Source organism: Bacillus cereus (assembly GCF_002564555.1).
Taxonomy (GTDB): domain Bacteria; phylum Bacillota; class Bacilli; order Bacillales; family Bacillaceae_G; genus Bacillus_A; species Bacillus_A cereus_K.
Map to the genome: position 1 here is coordinate 1 of NZ_NUVD01000004.1, position 16,055 is coordinate 16,055.

Consider the following 16,055-nt stretch of genomic DNA (forward strand, 5'->3'; position numbering starts at 1 on the left):
AGAAAAGCAAGATAAACAAGGCGAAAAAGACGAAAAAGCCAAGTCAACACCACTGGAACCTATAATAGAAACAAATTCACACAACTTAGATATATGGGATGAAATTTCTCTAAAAGAAATACAAGCTGGTGAACATACAAGTTTAGTTGAAGAAAAAAGCAATTATCAAAATATTAATTTGCTACAAGTAAGCGATATCCGTTTATATTTAGACAACCAACTACAATTTAGTTCCGTTGATGAACAAATTTATCATGAAGCGCTTGTTCATCCGATAATGTCCAAAGTCATTGATCCAAAACGTGTTCTCATATTAGGTGGCGGCGATGGCCTTGCCTTACGAGAAGTTTTGAAATATGAAACTGTACTGCATGTAGACCTTGTTGATTTAGACGAGGCGATAATTAATATGGCTCGTAACGTACCAGAAATGGTCTCTTTAAACAAAAAAGCATTTTTTGATAATCGCGTGAATGTGCATATATGCGATGCAAAAGAATTTCTGAATTCTCCTTCCTCTTTATACGATGTAATTATTATTGATTTTCCTGATCCATCAACAGAAGTTTTAAGTACTTTATATACAAGCGAACTTTTTGCTCGTATAGCTACGTTCTTAACAGAAGATGGTGCTTTCGTCTGCCAATCTAATTCACCAGCTGATGCACCTCTTGTATATTGGAGTATCGGTAATACAATTAAAAATGCTGGATTAACTGTAAAAAACTATCACATAATTGTTCCTTCTTTCGGAACTGACTGGGGATTTCATATTGCTGCTAGCTCCTCACATGTACTCAATCAAATTGAACAACTGTACGTAGTACCAACTCCTCGTACATTACCTTCTCTTCTTGCTCCCTTATTTCAATTTAAAGAAGAATATTTAGAGCACCGTAACGATGCTCTTTTAAATTCAGATTCGAACCTTATCCTACATCAATATTACAAAGAGGAAATGGAGTTTTGATGATTTTATAATAAGGAGTGCTACCCTATGGAATATTCTACTTTCGGTAAGCATATAATAGTAGATTTATGGGGAGTGGATTTTTCCCTATTAGATGATGTTCACTTTTTAGAATATCATTTAGTTAACGCTGCAGATTGCTCTGGTGCCCATGTTTTAAATGTAAGTACAAAAGAGTTCCATCCGCATGGCGTTACTGTTTTAGTTTTACTATCAGAAAGCCACCTTTCTATTCACACTTATCCAGAAAAAAACTTTGCAGCCATCGACTGTTATACTTGCGGTACGACCGTTGAACCGCAAATAGCGATTGATTATATCGTAAGTATATTAAAACCAAGTGAGATTCATATAAAAAAACTAATTCGTGGTATAGGAGAGATTGTTACTCTTACTCATCCGTAAAAAGGAGGATTGTAAATACCATCAGTGGAACAAAGACTCCACTGATGGTACGGACACATACATAATTTATTCACCGTAATTGATGATTTAATTTTTCTATTTTTCGTTTCCAATATAGTGTCATCACAAACCATATAATGAAGTAAATAACAGTAAAACTTCCTATACAAACAAAAATTGGACCAAAACGATTTGGAACCCATCCAATCCAAATAGCTGTAGGCAAAAATGTTCCTAGCAAAACGATAAAGTGAATCATCGTCTGTTTTAATATGCTCCATTCTTCTTTTTCAAAAATAAATGAAGCGAAAGAGAAGATAAGTCCTATTACATTTGCTGTAACTAAATACGTAATCAACGTTTTTGTTTCCACTGTCTCCATTCCATTTACATAACCAATCCATAAAAATAACAGACTATATATCATCGCCATCCCTAAACCAAAAGCGATTTTATTTATAACTCTATCAATCATCCTTTTAACCCCCTCCTATATTTAAGGCCTCTTTAATAAGCGGTACATATTTCCTCGAAATATATTCTTTCGTCCCATTAGAAAAGTGAGCACACATGCTACCACTAAAAGACATTTCGAAGCTTTTTACATGCTCTAAATTCGCAAGTATCGACTAAGAAAATCTGGCAAAACGCTTTCTGGCTAACTGTTCTTCTAATTCATATAAGCGAGCCTTCACTTCAAGACTCCCTTTCTTCGTTTGTGCCATAACTTTTCTTCCTTCTGCATAAAACCAATAAATATCATGTAAATTCAACAAATAATATTGCTGATCTAACACACCAACAATTTGATTCGCATTTCCTCCTTCTATTATTTTTAAAAGTTGCTGAATTTCGTCTGTTACTTCTTTTGTTTTTATAATTATTTCTACATCTTCTTGTGATGGGTCTAATTCGATGCGAACTTTCATCTATTTCTCCCCCCCTTTACACTTTTATTTTTACATAAAATTGAAAATAATAAATGTAATCTTGCGTAAGTGGTCTTCCTCTCGTCATAACAGTATCTTTTCAAAACATAAAAAAACCTTGCATAAGCAAGGTTCATTCAGCCGCTGACATCTTCCTATATAATTCTACAAATTCACTCGCTAATTCCTTCACCGTAATTGCGTTCATTAAATGATCTTGCGCATGTACCATCAGCAGACTAACTTCTGTCTTTTCTCCGCCAGCCTCTTTCTGTATGAGCTCTGTTTGTAAGCGGTGCGCTTCTTGTAATTCATTTAAAGCTTCTTGTAGTTTAGCTTCCGCTTCCTTAAATTCACCGCGCTTAGCACAATCAATCGCTTCCATTGAGCAACTTCTGGCATTACCTCCATGCAAGATTAAATGAAAAACTTTCGTCTCTATCGTATCCATTTTAGTCCTTTACTCCCCCTTTTCTTCCGCCACTTTTTGTTTATCCCATATTTTTAAGAACGGTAAGTAAATAAAAAATGCTAGTGCAAAGTTAACAAGTTGCAAAACAACTCCTGAGAATTTCCCACCTGATCCTAAATATCCACTAAAAAGAATAGGTGTAGTCCAAGGTACAGCAGCTCCGCTCGGACGTGCAACCCATCCCCATTCCATTGCAAAATAAGAAACAACTGTTAACACGACTGGCACCAGTATAAATGGAATAAGTAAAAGTGGGTTCATTACAACCGGCATTCCGAAAGTCACCATTTCATTAATATTAAAAATACCAGGTGCAATCGACAATCTTCCTAAACTTTTCAATTGCTGACTTCGCGCAAATAATAACATTCCTACAACTAAAGCAAGTGTTGCACCAGAACCGCCCATATAAATCCATAGATCAAAGAACTGTGCAGTAACCGTATTGGGTACATCTTGCCCAGCCTGAAAAGCCATTCTGTTTTGGTCCATTAGCGACAACCAAATCGGACTCATTACACCACCAACAATTGCAGCACCATGAATTCCACACGCCCAAAGTACATGGACAATAATAACGGCGATTACCGCGCCCCAAAGGCTAGCTCCAAGTACACTAAGAGGCTCCTGTAAAAGCTTCCCTACAACATTATGAATACTACCGAAAGTCGTATGTTCAAAAATCAATCGAATAATCCAAACAACTGTCACAACAATAAAGCCTGGAATAAGCGCAGCAAATGAACGCGTTACTGCTGGTGGCACCGTTTCTGGCATTTTTATAATCAGCTTTTTTTGTACAATAAATCTATAAAGTTCAGTAGATATAAGTGCAATAATCATCGCTACAAACAACCCTTGACTCCCCATTAACGCAGCTGGGATTGCTTCATCTATCAGTATACTTTCTTTCGTACTTGGTACGATATATGCAACTTGAAATGGTGTTGCAAGTAAAAATGTCACAAGTGATAATGCACCAGATGCTAACGAATCTACTTTATAGTATTCACCTAATCTGTAAGCGATTCCAAAAACAGCTATTAAAGACATTATATTAAAAGTTGCCCCTACTGGGTACCCTAATGCTACATTCCAATTCTTCCCGAAAATTCCTGCCATGAACTCATTATACCCTGGTATTGGTAAAGCACTAATAATAAGAAAAAAAGAACCGATAATTAAGAAAGGCATCGTTAAAACAATCCCGTCACGAATCGCTTGCAGATGCCTCTGTTCTGCAACCTTTCCCGCTACTGGCATCACATATTTCTCCAAAAACCGTATCATCTATCCCACTCTCCTCATGGTTTCATTGACAAGGCTGCTTGCAAGATAGCTTCCCCATTACAAAGCCCGTAATGGACGGATTGAATGACATCAACAGGTATTCCTTTCTCTTTACATAATTCTTTCATTTTCGGTAATAAATAACGTACTTGTGGCCCAAGTAAAAGTACATCCGCTTCATCAATATGATTTCGCACTTCAGAACCTGATACAGCCCAAATCTTTACCTCAATTCCCCTTGCCTGTGCTGCTTTCTCCATTTTTGTAACTATTAAACTGGAAGACATTCCCGCTGCGCAGCAAAGTAAAATATTCATCCCGCTTCCCTCCCCCTTTTTCTAACCGTAAACCATAGTGAACCCCTTGCCACCACTAGGTTACAAATATATATGTCTAGATTTATAACTGTATGCCGAGCTCAAAAACAAAAATTTCCCGGTTTTCGCGCTATTCCATCTATCGGTATTCTTCTAGTAAAGAGGACTATAACTCGCTATAATAGTTCAGTATGATTTTTTTTATAATCGATAGGAGGGTATATTTATGAAGGCATATCGCTTTCCACTTATTTTATTATCTTCTATCCTAATTGGTGGTTTCATTGGTTATTTCATGGGTGCCGATGCAGTTGTTTTAAAGCCGCTTGGTGACATTTTCTTAAACTTAATGTTTACGATTGTTGTACCTTTAGTGTTCTTTAGCATCGCGTCATCTATTGCTAATATGGATGGATTAAAACGTTTCGGTAAAATTATGTCTAGTATGGCTGGGACTTTCTTATTTACAAGTATTATAGCTGCTATTTTTATGATTATCATCGTGAAAGTATTCCCGCCAGCACAAGGTGTTGTATTAGAACTAACACAACCTGACAAGGCTGAAAAAGTTGTTAGCGTTGCGGATCAAATCGTTGGTATTCTAACAGTATCTGACTTCTCGAAGTTACTATCTCGTGAAAATATGTTAGCTCTTATTTTCTTCTCAATCTTAATGGGGATTGCAACTTCAGCAGTTGGTGAAAAAGGAAAGCCTTTCGCTACATTCTTACAAGCTGGTGCAGAAATTTCAATGAAAGTTGTATCTTTCATTATGTACTACGCTCCAATCGGACTAGCTGCTTACTTCGCAGCATTAGTTGGTGAATTCGGACCACAACTTCTTGGAACTTACTTCCGAGCAGCAATGGTATACTATCCAGCTTCACTAATTTATTTCTTTGTATTCTTCACGTTCTATGCGTACCTTGCAGGTCGCAAACAAGGTGTACAAATCTTCTGGAAGAACATGGTCTCTCCTACAGTTACATCACTTGCAACTTGTAGTAGTGCCGCAAGTATTCCAGCGAACTTAGAAGCAACGAAGAAAATGGGTATTTCTTCTGACGTTCGTGAAACAGTTGTCCTTCTTGGATCTACACTTCATAAAGACGGCTCTGTTTTAGGTGGTGTATTAAAGATTGCTTTCTTATTCGGTATTTTCAACATGGAATTTGAAGGACCGAAAACATTAGCAATTGCACTTGTCGTTTCTCTATTAGTAGGAACGGTAATGGGTGCTATTCCAGGCGGCGGTATGATTGGTGAAATGCTAATCGTTTCTCTATACGGCTTCCCGCCAGAAGCGTTGCCAATTATCGCCGCAATTAGTACAATCATCGATCCTCCTGCAACAGTGTTAAACGTAACAGGAGATAACGCTTGTGCCGTAATGACAGCGCGTCTTGTAGAAGGTAAGAACTGGATCAAGAACAAGTTTGCTTAATAGATAGGTAGATAGAGGATGCTCGTTTTGAGCATCCTCTTTTTGTCGTTATGTGATGGTAAATTGATATATTGCAAAAATCGTTGCTAGCATTCATTCCCTCCCGCCACAAATTTGTTAAAATCTTCACAAATATTCCACACCTCTCCCCCTTACTCCGTACTATAATCATGTATGAAAAAGGAGATGGAAACAATGACACAAAGCGCACCAGAATTCAAAGTTTTGCAAAGCATTGCATTTCTTGCTGTCGTTTTGCAAAGTTCCTTATTATATACAATGAATCAAGGGAACGTCTTACTTGAACAATCCCTCATTATGGGTATGTTGTTTAACCTTGCAAAATTTTCAGCACCTGCATTCATATTTATCGTTGGATTTCATTTAATTCGTCACTATACAAAGCAATTAGTATACAAAGAATATATTTCTGAAAAAGCCACACACTTACTCATTCCTTATTTCTTTTGGTCTATTCTTTACTTATTAACAACAAACGATATCGTTACACTACAAGGCGGAATAAAAAGTTTATTACTTGGAACAGCTGCACCTCATCTGTGGTACGTTATTATGATGTTTCAAATTCATTTATTATTCCCTTTACTATGCACACTATTTTATTGGTTTCAAAAACGAACAGAAAATAAAAAAGACATATATAAATATATGACCATTTTCGCCTGCCTATATTTCTTGTTAATGTGGTTCTCTTCTCACTATATTTTTAATGGAGAAAAATTAACGAATTCGACCATTTTACATTATACAGATCGATCCTTTTTATTCTACTCATTCTATTTCGTTATGGGAGGCATTGCCGCTGTAGCACTAAAAACTTGGCGTCTATTCGTTATGAAACATATTCCGCTTATCACAATATTATTTTTCATCTTATTTTTGTTCATCAATTATGAGTTATTTAGCTTTTACGGAGCAAACTCTATTCATTTAACTGTTTCTACCTATTTAAAACCATCTATGTTTTTATACATCGTCTGTGAAATTATGATACTGTACGTGTTATCTATCACAATCGTACAGCGTCGTGGTTTCTTATATAAAGCATTACGATTTATCGGAAACTACACGTATGGTGCTTATTTAGCACATTTTTTCTTCTTGCAACTATGTACAAAACTTCTTTCCTTATTCACACTGCAAGAAAACACGATTCTATATAGCTTATTACTATTTGTGTTAACAGCCACCATCTCTATTTCAACAATGGTCATTTGTAGCACAATGCCATTTCATACGTGGATTACAGGTCCTTCTCCTACGCCAAATATGAAATGGGCTATAATTTCAGTTCGAAAAAATCATGAAAAGCTATTCAAACCATATCTTTGATATAATGGTATTCCATATAAGAAAAGAAAGCAGGGGACATCTATGATTAATCAAGTCGGACAAATTATGTTATATGTAAATGACCAAGATGAATCAGTACAATTTTGGACAGAAACAGTAGGATTCCAAATCATTACTGAAGAAAATAACGGACAAGGATTTCGCTGGATTGAAATCGCGCCGGCAAAAGAAGCTGGAACAAGCATCGTCCTTCACGATAAAGCGTTAATTGCAAAGATGCAACCTGAATTAAACCTTAATACACCTTCCCTTATGTTCTTCTCAAATGACTTAGACCGTTTATATAAAGATCTTTCTGAGAAAAACGTTACAGTTGGACAAGTTGTAGATTTACCTACTGGTAGAGCATTCAACTTCGCTGATAATGAAAATAATTACTTTGCAGTAATGGAACGCAAATAAAAAAACGTTTATCCTTTTACACATATAATTTGGAAGGATAAACGTTTTTATCCCGCATTAACGGGAAGCCCGATTGGTGAAGACTAATAATCAGTGGGGATAGACACCCCACTGATTAAAGTTTCACTTTACTTTTCATTGATAGATTTACGCTTTTTTCGTCTATATAAAGCGACTAAAAATGCGCCGACAATAATCGCACCTGCTCCGATCATCCGTTTATCCACTCCAACAACTTCCTTAATCTCTTCTTTTTCCTTTTTGTCATACGGAACACGATGCCCACGAACTAGCAACCTGTGAGTGTTCACACCATATGGCGTGCACGTAATTAACGTAATATAATCTTGATTTTCAACTACTGCTAAATCATCCGTTTCGGCTGGCAACACTACTTTAATTTGGTCTACTTTATATGCCAGTACTTTATCTAAAGAATGAATATAAAAAACATCTGATTCCTCTAATTTATCCAAATCTGTAAATAGTACAGCAGAAGGTAACCCTCTATGCCCAGTCAAAATGGAATGAGTTCCTTTCCCGCCAACTGGTAAAGATGAATTTTCTATATGGCCTATCCCTCTACTTAAAACACTTTCCGAAGTTCCATGATATATAGGCAATTTCACATTAATCTTCGGTATTTCTATATATCCCATTACTTCTCCTACATTTAGCATGTCTACATAAGAACTTGAATTCCCACTTCCATCTGAACTAAATGGATCTGTAACTGCCCGTTTCTCATTTTGTAATTTCTCATTGTACTCTTTCGCTTCTTTTTCTTTACGTTCAATCTCTTCCCTTTGCAGCTCTTTTACCTTTTTGTCATATGTGCTTACTTCAGAATAATGTGCCCTCGTTGCTAGCCAATTACTTACTGTTGGGTATAAAAATATACTAAGCCCTACTAAAAAAATACATCCAAAAATAATATTACGTTTCATAATATACCCCTTTATTATGCATAAAGTGAAATTTTAATTAGTGCCATTTCATGTAAAACACAATATTTGATTTGTACGTTTATTATATTTATTCCATAAAAACTTTTCCATAATTTTCTAACAATTAGCATACTAAGATTTTGGAATATTCTAATTTTTATTGCGCAAATATATAGCAAAATACATAAAAATCACACCCTACATGACTCTTTACATATATAAGTTGGAATAGAAAATAAAACAATGCTAGTTAATATGATTTTATTTTTTTTACTCTTCTCTAATTCTATTTCAGTTAAAAGCGGTATTACTTGAACCAATCAGGGCTTTGCGAGATAAAAAGAAGCTATCCGAAAAAATCGGATAGCTTCTTTCATTTTAAGAAACTTGTTCTGTATTCGTTTCTCTATGCTGTATATGACTCGTGATCCAGGCAATTCCGCCGGCAACAACGAGATAGCATAACAATATTAAAATTTGCATTCGTAATTGCGACCAATCTCCTAAAGAGATAACATCTTGTAATCCTCTAAGAGAATGAGACATTGGAAGAAACTGTCCAATTTTGCTAAGAACAGCTATGTTTAACTCTCCTGGGAAAGTCCCCCCGCTCGTCGCTAATTGCAATACGAGAAGTGTTACCGCTACGAACTTCCCAACAAGACCAAATACCGTTACTAACATAAGGATAAATGTCATGAACGTAAAGGAAATAATAATACTTGATAAAACAAAGAGTGGCACACTTACAACTTCTAGTTTCATAACGCCTAGCACAACCACATCTACAAGTAGCGCTTGAATAAGTCCAATTAAATATACCAACCCTAGTTTATTAATAAAATGTACCGTTCCACTTACCTTCATATTTTGTCTGCGACCAAGCGGCAAAATATTCGATGCCATAATTCCACCAACATAAAATGCAAGCGATAAGAAATATGGCGCAATACCTGAACCATAGTTTGGCACGTCAGAAACTGTCGATTTCACTAACTGAACTGGCTCTGAGAACATCGTATTGCGTGCATCATCATTATGAACATCCGCTATCTTCTCTGCGCCCTCTCCTAATTTCGTAGAAAGCTCTTTCGCACCGTCGTCAAGTTTAACAAGTCCACTCGTTAACTTCCCAGCACCATTATTTAGCTCCGTTCCACCACTCGCAAGGTGATTTACACCTTCTTGTAAAGAGGTATACCCATTGCCCCACTTCGTAAATCCATCAGCTAAATTTGCTGCACCATCTGCTATCTTTTTCGTTCCAGCAGTAGCCTCATTTAGCTTAACTCCGAATGTGTTCATGCCTTCTTCAACTTTATGTTGACCATCAGCAAGCTTCTTCGCTCCTTGTGTCAATTGTTGTTGGCTATTATTTAAAGTATTTGTTGCTTTAGCTAATCCATTAGACGTAGCAACGATTTTTTGAAAGGCAGGATCTTGCTGCACTTCTGGATGACTTTTCACGTACTCCTCTAATTGCTTCTTCACACTACTTGCTGCATCATCTACTTTTACTTGTCCCTCAGCAAGTTTCTCACTTCCGCTCACCCATTCATTTGTACCAGCACTTAATTCACTAACTCCTGATTGTAATGTTTTTTCACCTTGCGCTAGTAACTCCATACCACTATGAAGTGATGTCGCTCCTTGATTTAGCTCATTTGCTCCCCCGGTTAAAGCAGATTGGCTAGACGCAAGCTTGTCACTTCCCTCTTTCAATTTCGACGCCCCGTCACTTAAACCGTTAATACCATCTGCAAGCTGATTCACACCATTTCTTGCATCTGTCGTTCCTTCATGTAACTCCTCAGCACCATTACTTGCATCACTTAACCCTTGTGCCAAATCTTGAAACTCTGAAAAGACACCTTCTGTATAAGATTTTGTAATACTATTTGAAATTTTTGTTTTCATATTTTCAACAGCTGTCGTTCCAATTTGAGCTGCTACAAAGTTTTTACCTGGATTTACTTTGTACTGCAGTTGCGCTGGCTCTGGTTTCTCATCCATAAGTGTACTTACCTTTTTAGAGAAATCCTCTGGAATCGTAACAACCATATAATATTTATCTTCTTTTAGCCCTTCATCAGCATTTTTTTCTGATACGAAATGAAAAGCTAGTTCCTTATTCTCTTTTAAATTTTTAACAAAATCGTCTCCTGCATGAATTGTTTTTTCACCCATCGCAGCACCTTTATCTAAATTCACAACTGCAACAGGTAATTTATCTAATTTCCCGTATGGATCCCAATATCCAGCTAAAAAGAATCCTGAATAAATTAAAGGAACGATTAACAAAAAAATTAAAGCGATACGTCCATGTTTATGGTGCCACATCGCCTTCCAATCTTTAAATATAAGTTGAATTCCCTTCATGAAACATACTCCTTCTTCTAATTTAACACCCTTCGAATGGTTTAACAGATTTACTATACACGTCACTTTCCATACTGTATAATACATCTTTAATTATCAATTCATTCCTTTTGGTCTATAGAAAGGGGATTCGAAATGGAACTGCTCCAATTAAAATACTTTCAGGCAGTCGCACGACTAGAACATATGACAAAAGCAGCTGAAGAATTGCATATCGCGCAGCCTTCACTCAGTAAAACAATTGCTAGACTAGAAAAAGACTTAGGCGTCCCATTATTTGATCGCCAAGGTCGACAGATTACATTAAACTCTTTCGGAAAAGTATTTTTGAAAAGAGTAGAACGCATTTTTCATGAATTAAGTGAAGGGGAACGAGAAATTAAAGATTTAGCTGAATTACAACAAAGCTCTATTACATTGGCCGTTTCGATTCCAAGAATATTACCGGAACTACTCGGTTCTTTTTTACTAGAACACCCTAAAGTTCGATTCCAGCAATTTCTCGCATCTACTCCTTCTATGAAACGACAACTAGATAATATAGAAATTGACTTTTGTATCTCCTCTGTACCAATTGAAGGCGAGGAGATCGTTTGGGAACCACTTATTACAGAAGAAATTTTCTTAGTCGTTCCTTCAGGCCATAGGTTATCAAACCGCGAAAGTATTCATCTGCATGAAGTAAGAGACGAACCATTTATTAGTATGAACACTGGCTACGGATTTCGGCACTTAACAGATGAATTTTGTAAAAAAGCTGGTTTCACTCCACATATCGCTTTTGAAGTAGATGAGCCAACCGTTATTAGTGATCTCATTAAACAAGGTCTCGGCATCGCTTTTGTCCCAAGTTTAACTTTATTAAAAAACTCTACTTTAGCATCAAATAAGTTACGTATTATTGAACCTAATTGCGAACGAACCATTGGGTTAAGTTGGTCGAAGAAACGCTACTTATCAAAAACCGCCCAGCAATTTCGTGAATTCGTGATTGACTACTTCTCCAATATTAAGGCGTAAAATTGTATCGACATTTCGATAAGGAATATCGATTCATAAACAAATAACGACATAAATAGAAGGTGCCCTTCCTATAGGATGGCACCTTCTATTTTTTACTCTTTTCCAATTCCATTTCAGCTAAAAGTGGTAATACATTATCGAAAATATGCGTATTATTATTTTCACCTGTTACATATCCACCGTAATATCTACTAAATACATTATCATTTCGGAACGTAATCATATGATTATATAATTCCTCCGCAAATTTTTTATCACCTGCTTGTAATACATATAAAATCGTTAATCCGTAAGCAGCGGGCGATTCATAATTCACAGCTTGTTTGCCCGTTTCTAAATGATAACGACCGTATAACTTTCCATCCTCTTCGAATTTCTTCTTTATGAATTCCAAATACGCATCTGATGCAAGACCGCCTAAACTGCGATGATATGCAACATACGATTGATCAATAAGATTCACTTCTTGATCATACGTAAATGTACCACCTTCTTTATACTCTTTCGGGAATGCCCAGCCCTGCCTTGGATAATCAGCTAAAAACTGAACTACTTCTTGATACTGCTGAGCAGAAACTTTTCCGTACTTTTTCATATAGAAAAATGCGTGCGGATTTATATAAGATGTTGTTACAAAATTATTTTGTTCCCCTGTGTCTGCATCGTAATAATCCACATAATAATTCCCTTTTTTATTATAACGAAGTACAGCATTGCTAAGTTGATCAGCAAGGTGTTTATAGCGCTCTTCCTTGTACATTTCATAAGCACGATATAATTGTTCAATAATACGAAGATCATCTATAAGTGCATTTGTGGCTGACTGCATTTCTCCCTTTTCAGAGATTTTCCATAAAACGATGTGATCCTTATGTACAAAATTATTTTGAATAACCTTTACTTGTTCATCGAATAGTGGCTGATCATCTTTATCCAGCGTATATTGTAACCATAGTCCTGCCGATTCTGATAAGGCTTCACGGCCCTTCGCTTCACCTGTGCCTGCCTTTGTATCTGCTAAACGGTACGTTGCAAGTGTTCCATTTTCATTTACCATATGCCTTAAAATAAAATGCTCCGTACGGTTTCCTTGTAAGGCTGACCAAAATACAACTCCACCTAATGCGATTAAGAGAATAACCCCAATCCCTATATATAAACGTGTCCGCAAGCTTTTCACCTCCCTAATAAGGCTAACCTTAATTTTATCAGAACATACGTAAATTAAAAAAGACAATCCATTAGATTGTCTCTCCCTCCTTATCCCGATTGGTGTGGGCTATTAATCAGAGCGGGATGGACACCTCTGATTAAAGTTTCACTCTATTCCCCACAAGCCCCTTTAGAAGGTCTATATAGCGATTCTACAAGCCGATCATATTCACGACGCGTAATTTCTTTATTATACAACTTTAATAATAAATCTCTATGCTCTTTTGAAAATGCCATTTTTTTAATGACTTCAGGATACATAAAACACCCTCTCCATTTCACATAAACTTCTTCCTCTTACAAAGCAGAACTTATGTTCGCATAAAAGATTATAAAAGATTCCTAACTAAAAAACAAACATAATGTTATCAAATGTTCATTTCTTTCTATTTAGAATATTCAAACACAATATTACCATATTCATTTTTTAAATACACATATATTTTTGGTAGTTTATTGAATAAATCTTCCAATTCAATCAGAAAATAATGGCAAAAAAGAAGAGGAGTATACATATGGATACCGTAACATTAGCAAGAGCGTTTTTTGGTTCTTCATTAGCATTCCACATTATCTTTGCAACACTTGGAGTCGGACTTTCATTGATGATTTTTATAAGTGAAGTACTGTATCACTGGAAGAAAGATTCCGACTATGCCATTATGGCGAAAAGATGGACAAAGGCGTTTGCCATCCTTCTCGGTGTAGCCATCCCAACTGGAACAATTGTTGGTGTGCAAATCTCTCTTCTTTGGCCTGGTTTCGCCAAAATTGTTGGGCAAGTTATTTCTGTGCCCTTTCAAATTGAGATTTTCGCCTTCTTTTTAGAAGCTTTATTCATGTCCATTTACGTATATGCAGCTGATAAACTACCTCCATTTATGAGATTAGTCTCACTATTTTTCGTTATGCTTGGTGCCACGGCATCTGCCGTGCTTATTACATCAGCAAATACATGGATGAATACACCAGCAGGCTTTTCAATGGGAGCAGATGGTTCAGTTTTTAACGTTGATCCGTGGAAAGCTTTCTTTAATCCAAGCTTTGGCACTAGCGCATTCCACGTTGTTATTACGGCCTATGCAGCAGGAGCAGCTGTCATTGCTTCTATCGCGGGATTCAAATTATTAAATAAAAATTTAAATGCACGTGAACTTGCTTACCACAAAAAAGGATTGCTGTTAGGCCTCGTCGTGACATTTATTACAGGTGCTACGATGTGGATTTCAGGACACGAATCAGCGATTGCCTTGCATAAGCATTCACCTGAAAAACTTGCATCTGCTGAAGCCTTATTTGAAACGACGTCACACGCACCGTTATCACTCGGCGGGGTTGTGGATCCTGACACACTTGAACTAAACTATGCACTTGAAATTCCAAACATGCTTAGCTTATTAGTAGGACTAGACCCTAGCACAGTTGTAAAAGGGCTAAAGGACTTCCCACAAGAAACATGGCCACCATTTTATACACATACACTGTTCAACTTAATGGTCGGCGCCGCTACTTTTACCTTTGCCGTTGCAGCGATCGCCCTCTTATATTGGTACTTTGTTTACCGAAAAAAAGGAGCGGCGTTACCGAAGTGGCTTCTTTGGAGCACTGCCGCATGTGGACCAGTTATGATGCTTGGTATTGAATTCGGATGGATTTTCAGTTGTAGTGGCCGTCAGCCGTGGACAATTTATGGTATGCAACGTACAGTCGATGCTTCTACACGTGCTGATTTCATCGGTCCTTTATTTATTCTATTCATCATTTTATATATCGGACTCGCTATTTTAACAGTTTTTGTACTACGGACATTCTTTAAGAAACATCCGTTAAAGAATGATTTACATCACCAAGGAGGCGATTCTCGTGCATGAGGAAAGTATTGCAATTATCATCTTATGGGCTCTTATTTTCGTATACAGTATATTAGGGTCCATTGATTTTGGAGCGGGTTTTTGGGGCATGGTTTACGCGAAAAATCCGACACTCGCTGCCAAGCTTGCCAACCGATACTTATCACCAACTTGGGAAGTAACAAATACGTTTCTTGTCTTTGTCGTGGTCGCTTTTCTCGGCTTCTTTCCGAAGGCAGCCTTTACCCTTGCAACAGTTATGTTCGTACCAGTTATGTTAATTTTAGTACTCGTTGCGATTCGCAGTACATTCATGGTATTTGCCTATTCACTGCCGAAATACCAACACCTTCTTCGTATCATTTCAGGTATTACTGGGCTCTTAATCCCAGCTCTATTAATTACCGTTCTACCAGTTACAGAAGGTGCTTATATTACAATGTCTGAAGGAAAAGAAGTTCTCCTTTATGGAAAACTTCTTTCTAGTCCTGTTATCTATTGTTATATGCTCTTTGGACTAACTTCGGAACTCTTTCTATCCTCTCTCTTTCTTGCTGATTTTGCTAGAGAACAAAGTTCAGAAGATACGTATAGAGTTTATAGAAGAAATGCCATCATCCTCGGTCCTGCAACGCTCGTTACTGCGATTATCGCCCTCGTTGTAATGGATCCAGAAACACACTGGTTGATGCAAGGATTAGTAAACCAATTCCCATGGTTTACAGTTTCTATCGTTTTATTCATTATCGGATACTCTTCCCTTTGGTGGACAAATAAAAAATACAACACACTGGGCTTCCCTCGCATCGCTGTTTTAGCTGTCGTTGCCCAATATGCATTTGCAAGCTACGCTTACGGCGTCGCACATTTACCATATATTATTTATCCTGACGTAACTGTATTTACAAGCTTCACGACGCCCGAAACATTCTATGCACTGCTGATTCTATACGCAATTGGAATCGCAATTTTACTACCTGGTTTTATTTTCTTCTGGAATTTATTCTTGAAGGATCGAACTTTTTTGAAGGAAAAATAATA

At 36.9% G+C, this 16,055-nt stretch carries 16 protein-coding genes and 1 pseudogene; 8 read left to right on the plus strand and 9 right to left on the minus strand.

The genetic code is table 11. The features are described from left to right. Together COI75_RS00770 and speD are read left to right on the plus strand one after the other, a co-directional pair. Positions 1 to 970: polyamine aminopropyltransferase (locus tag COI75_RS00770; RefSeq protein ID WP_141535068.1), on the plus strand; the 970-nt coding region annotated here is incomplete at its 5' end. 27 nt (positions 971 to 997) lie between these two features. Next, positions 998 to 1,375 carry an adenosylmethionine decarboxylase gene (speD, locus tag COI75_RS00775; protein WP_000456839.1) on the plus strand — a complete coding sequence of 126 codons (378 nt, stop codon included), beginning with the start codon at positions 998 to 1,000 and terminating at the stop codon, positions 1,373 to 1,375. Between the two features lie 70 nt (positions 1,376 to 1,445). Here speD and COI75_RS00780 read toward each other — a convergent pair whose 3' ends face one another. The 5 genes and pseudogenes from COI75_RS00780 to COI75_RS00800 all read right to left on the minus strand — a co-directional run bounded on the left by COI75_RS00780 (position 1,446) and on the right by COI75_RS00800 (position 4,383). Further along, a complete protein-coding gene (locus COI75_RS00780) occupies positions 1,446 to 1,850 on the minus strand; it encodes a DUF3021 domain-containing protein (RefSeq protein ID WP_000567231.1) in 405 nt (134 codons plus the stop codon). A 4-nt stretch (positions 1,851 to 1,854) separates the two neighbouring features. Then, positions 1,855 to 2,304 (minus strand): annotated as a pseudogene (locus COI75_RS00785) (LytTR family DNA-binding domain-containing protein). Positions 2,305 to 2,437: 133 nt separating this feature from the next. Next, positions 2,438 to 2,755 carry a PTS lactose/cellobiose transporter subunit IIA gene (locus tag COI75_RS00790; RefSeq protein WP_000379650.1) on the minus strand — a complete coding sequence of 106 codons (318 nt, stop codon included), beginning with the start codon at positions 2,753 to 2,755 and terminating at the stop codon, positions 2,438 to 2,440. 9 nt (positions 2,756 to 2,764) lie between these two features. After that, positions 2,765 to 4,066 carry a PTS cellobiose transporter subunit IIC gene (gene celB / locus COI75_RS00795; protein WP_098448142.1) on the minus strand — a complete coding sequence of 434 codons (1,302 nt, stop codon included), beginning with the start codon at positions 4,064 to 4,066 and terminating at the stop codon, positions 2,765 to 2,767. Positions 4,067 to 4,080: 14 nt separating this feature from the next. Then, entirely contained in the window at positions 4,081 to 4,383 is a 303-nt protein-coding gene (locus tag COI75_RS00800) for a PTS sugar transporter subunit IIB (RefSeq protein WP_001023560.1), read from the minus strand. Between the two features lie 226 nt (positions 4,384 to 4,609). On the opposite strand from COI75_RS00800, the gene COI75_RS00805 reads away from it, so the two are divergent. The 3 genes from COI75_RS00805 (at position 4,610) to COI75_RS00820 (ending at position 7,603) form a co-directional block, all read left to right on the plus strand. Then, positions 4,610 to 5,827 carry a dicarboxylate/amino acid:cation symporter gene (locus COI75_RS00805; RefSeq protein WP_000649379.1) on the plus strand — a complete coding sequence of 406 codons (1,218 nt, stop codon included), beginning with the start codon at positions 4,610 to 4,612 and terminating at the stop codon, positions 5,825 to 5,827. A 195-nt stretch (positions 5,828 to 6,022) separates the two neighbouring features. Beyond that, the gene (locus tag COI75_RS00815; RefSeq protein ID WP_000194328.1) at positions 6,023 to 7,180 is read left to right on the plus strand and encodes an acyltransferase; all 1,158 of its coding nucleotides are present in this window, start codon (positions 6,023 to 6,025) and stop codon (positions 7,178 to 7,180) included. A 42-nt stretch (positions 7,181 to 7,222) separates the two neighbouring features. Continuing rightward, positions 7,223 to 7,603, plus strand: a complete 381-nt coding sequence (locus COI75_RS00820) for a VOC family protein (RefSeq protein ID WP_000610152.1) — start codon at positions 7,223 to 7,225, stop codon at positions 7,601 to 7,603. A gap of 128 nt (positions 7,604 to 7,731) precedes the next feature. Here the strand turns inward: COI75_RS00820 and COI75_RS00825 are convergent, their stop codons facing one another. Further along, positions 7,732 to 8,550, minus strand: a complete 819-nt coding sequence (locus tag COI75_RS00825; protein ID WP_098448143.1) for a class C sortase — start codon at positions 8,548 to 8,550, stop codon at positions 7,732 to 7,734. Between the two features lie 378 nt (positions 8,551 to 8,928). Then, on the minus strand, positions 8,929 to 10,929 hold the full coding sequence (locus COI75_RS00830; protein WP_000676317.1) for a YhgE/Pip domain-containing protein: 2,001 nt from the start codon (positions 10,927 to 10,929) through the stop codon (positions 8,929 to 8,931). Positions 10,930 to 11,064: 135 nt separating this feature from the next. Between COI75_RS00830 and COI75_RS00835 the strand changes: the two genes are divergently transcribed. Next, positions 11,065 to 11,949 (plus strand): LysR family transcriptional regulator, encoded by an 885-nt coding sequence (locus COI75_RS00835; protein WP_000421892.1) that lies wholly within the window; start codon positions 11,065 to 11,067, stop codon positions 11,947 to 11,949. A gap of 88 nt (positions 11,950 to 12,037) precedes the next feature. Here COI75_RS00835 and COI75_RS00840 read toward each other — a convergent pair whose 3' ends face one another. Continuing rightward, positions 12,038 to 13,123, minus strand: a complete 1,086-nt coding sequence (locus tag COI75_RS00840) for a transcriptional regulator (protein WP_141535069.1) — start codon at positions 13,121 to 13,123, stop codon at positions 12,038 to 12,040. A gap of 152 nt (positions 13,124 to 13,275) precedes the next feature. Then, a complete protein-coding gene (locus COI75_RS26740) occupies positions 13,276 to 13,425 on the minus strand; it encodes a hypothetical protein (protein WP_000283177.1) in 150 nt (49 codons plus the stop codon). Positions 13,426 to 13,679: 254 nt separating this feature from the next. Here COI75_RS26740 and cydA point away from each other — a divergent pair, with 254 nt between their 5' ends. Further along, positions 13,680 to 15,035, plus strand: a complete 1,356-nt coding sequence (gene cydA, locus COI75_RS00850) for a cytochrome ubiquinol oxidase subunit I (RefSeq protein WP_098448144.1) — start codon at positions 13,680 to 13,682, stop codon at positions 15,033 to 15,035. Beyond that, complete coding sequence (locus COI75_RS00855) at positions 15,028 to 16,053, plus strand: cytochrome d ubiquinol oxidase subunit II (protein WP_098448145.1); 1,026 nt, start codon at positions 15,028 to 15,030, stop codon at positions 16,051 to 16,053. The genes cydA and COI75_RS00855 overlap by 8 nt, the downstream gene beginning before the upstream one ends. The last annotated feature ends 2 nt before the right edge of the window (positions 16,054 to 16,055 follow it).

Bases quoted from the DNA above. Each gene is read 5' to 3' on its own strand.
- speD (WP_000456839.1), top strand. From the start codon at position 998: ATGGAATATTCTACTTTCGGTAAGCATATAATAGTAGATTTATGGGGA.
- COI75_RS00780 (WP_000567231.1), bottom strand. From the start codon at position 1,850: ATGATTGATAGAGTTATAAATAAAATCGCTTTTGGTTTAGGGATGGCG.
- COI75_RS00790 (WP_000379650.1), bottom strand. From the start codon at position 2,755: ATGGATACGATAGAGACGAAAGTTTTTCATTTAATCTTGCATGGAGGT.
- celB (WP_098448142.1), bottom strand. From the start codon at position 4,066: ATGATACGGTTTTTGGAGAAATATGTGATGCCAGTAGCGGGAAAGGTT.
- COI75_RS00800 (WP_001023560.1), bottom strand. From the start codon at position 4,383: ATGAATATTTTACTTTGCTGCGCAGCGGGAATGTCTTCCAGTTTAATA.
- COI75_RS00805 (WP_000649379.1), top strand. From the start codon at position 4,610: ATGAAGGCATATCGCTTTCCACTTATTTTATTATCTTCTATCCTAATT.
- COI75_RS00815 (WP_000194328.1), top strand. From the start codon at position 6,023: ATGACACAAAGCGCACCAGAATTCAAAGTTTTGCAAAGCATTGCATTT.
- COI75_RS00820 (WP_000610152.1), top strand. From the start codon at position 7,223: ATGATTAATCAAGTCGGACAAATTATGTTATATGTAAATGACCAAGAT.
- COI75_RS00825 (WP_098448143.1), bottom strand. From the start codon at position 8,550: ATGAAACGTAATATTATTTTTGGATGTATTTTTTTAGTAGGGCTTAGT.
- COI75_RS00830 (WP_000676317.1), bottom strand. From the start codon at position 10,929: ATGAAGGGAATTCAACTTATATTTAAAGATTGGAAGGCGATGTGGCAC.
- COI75_RS00835 (WP_000421892.1), top strand. From the start codon at position 11,065: ATGGAACTGCTCCAATTAAAATACTTTCAGGCAGTCGCACGACTAGAA.
- COI75_RS26740 (WP_000283177.1), bottom strand. From the start codon at position 13,425: ATGTATCCTGAAGTCATTAAAAAAATGGCATTTTCAAAAGAGCATAGA.
- cydA (WP_098448144.1), top strand. From the start codon at position 13,680: ATGGATACCGTAACATTAGCAAGAGCGTTTTTTGGTTCTTCATTAGCA.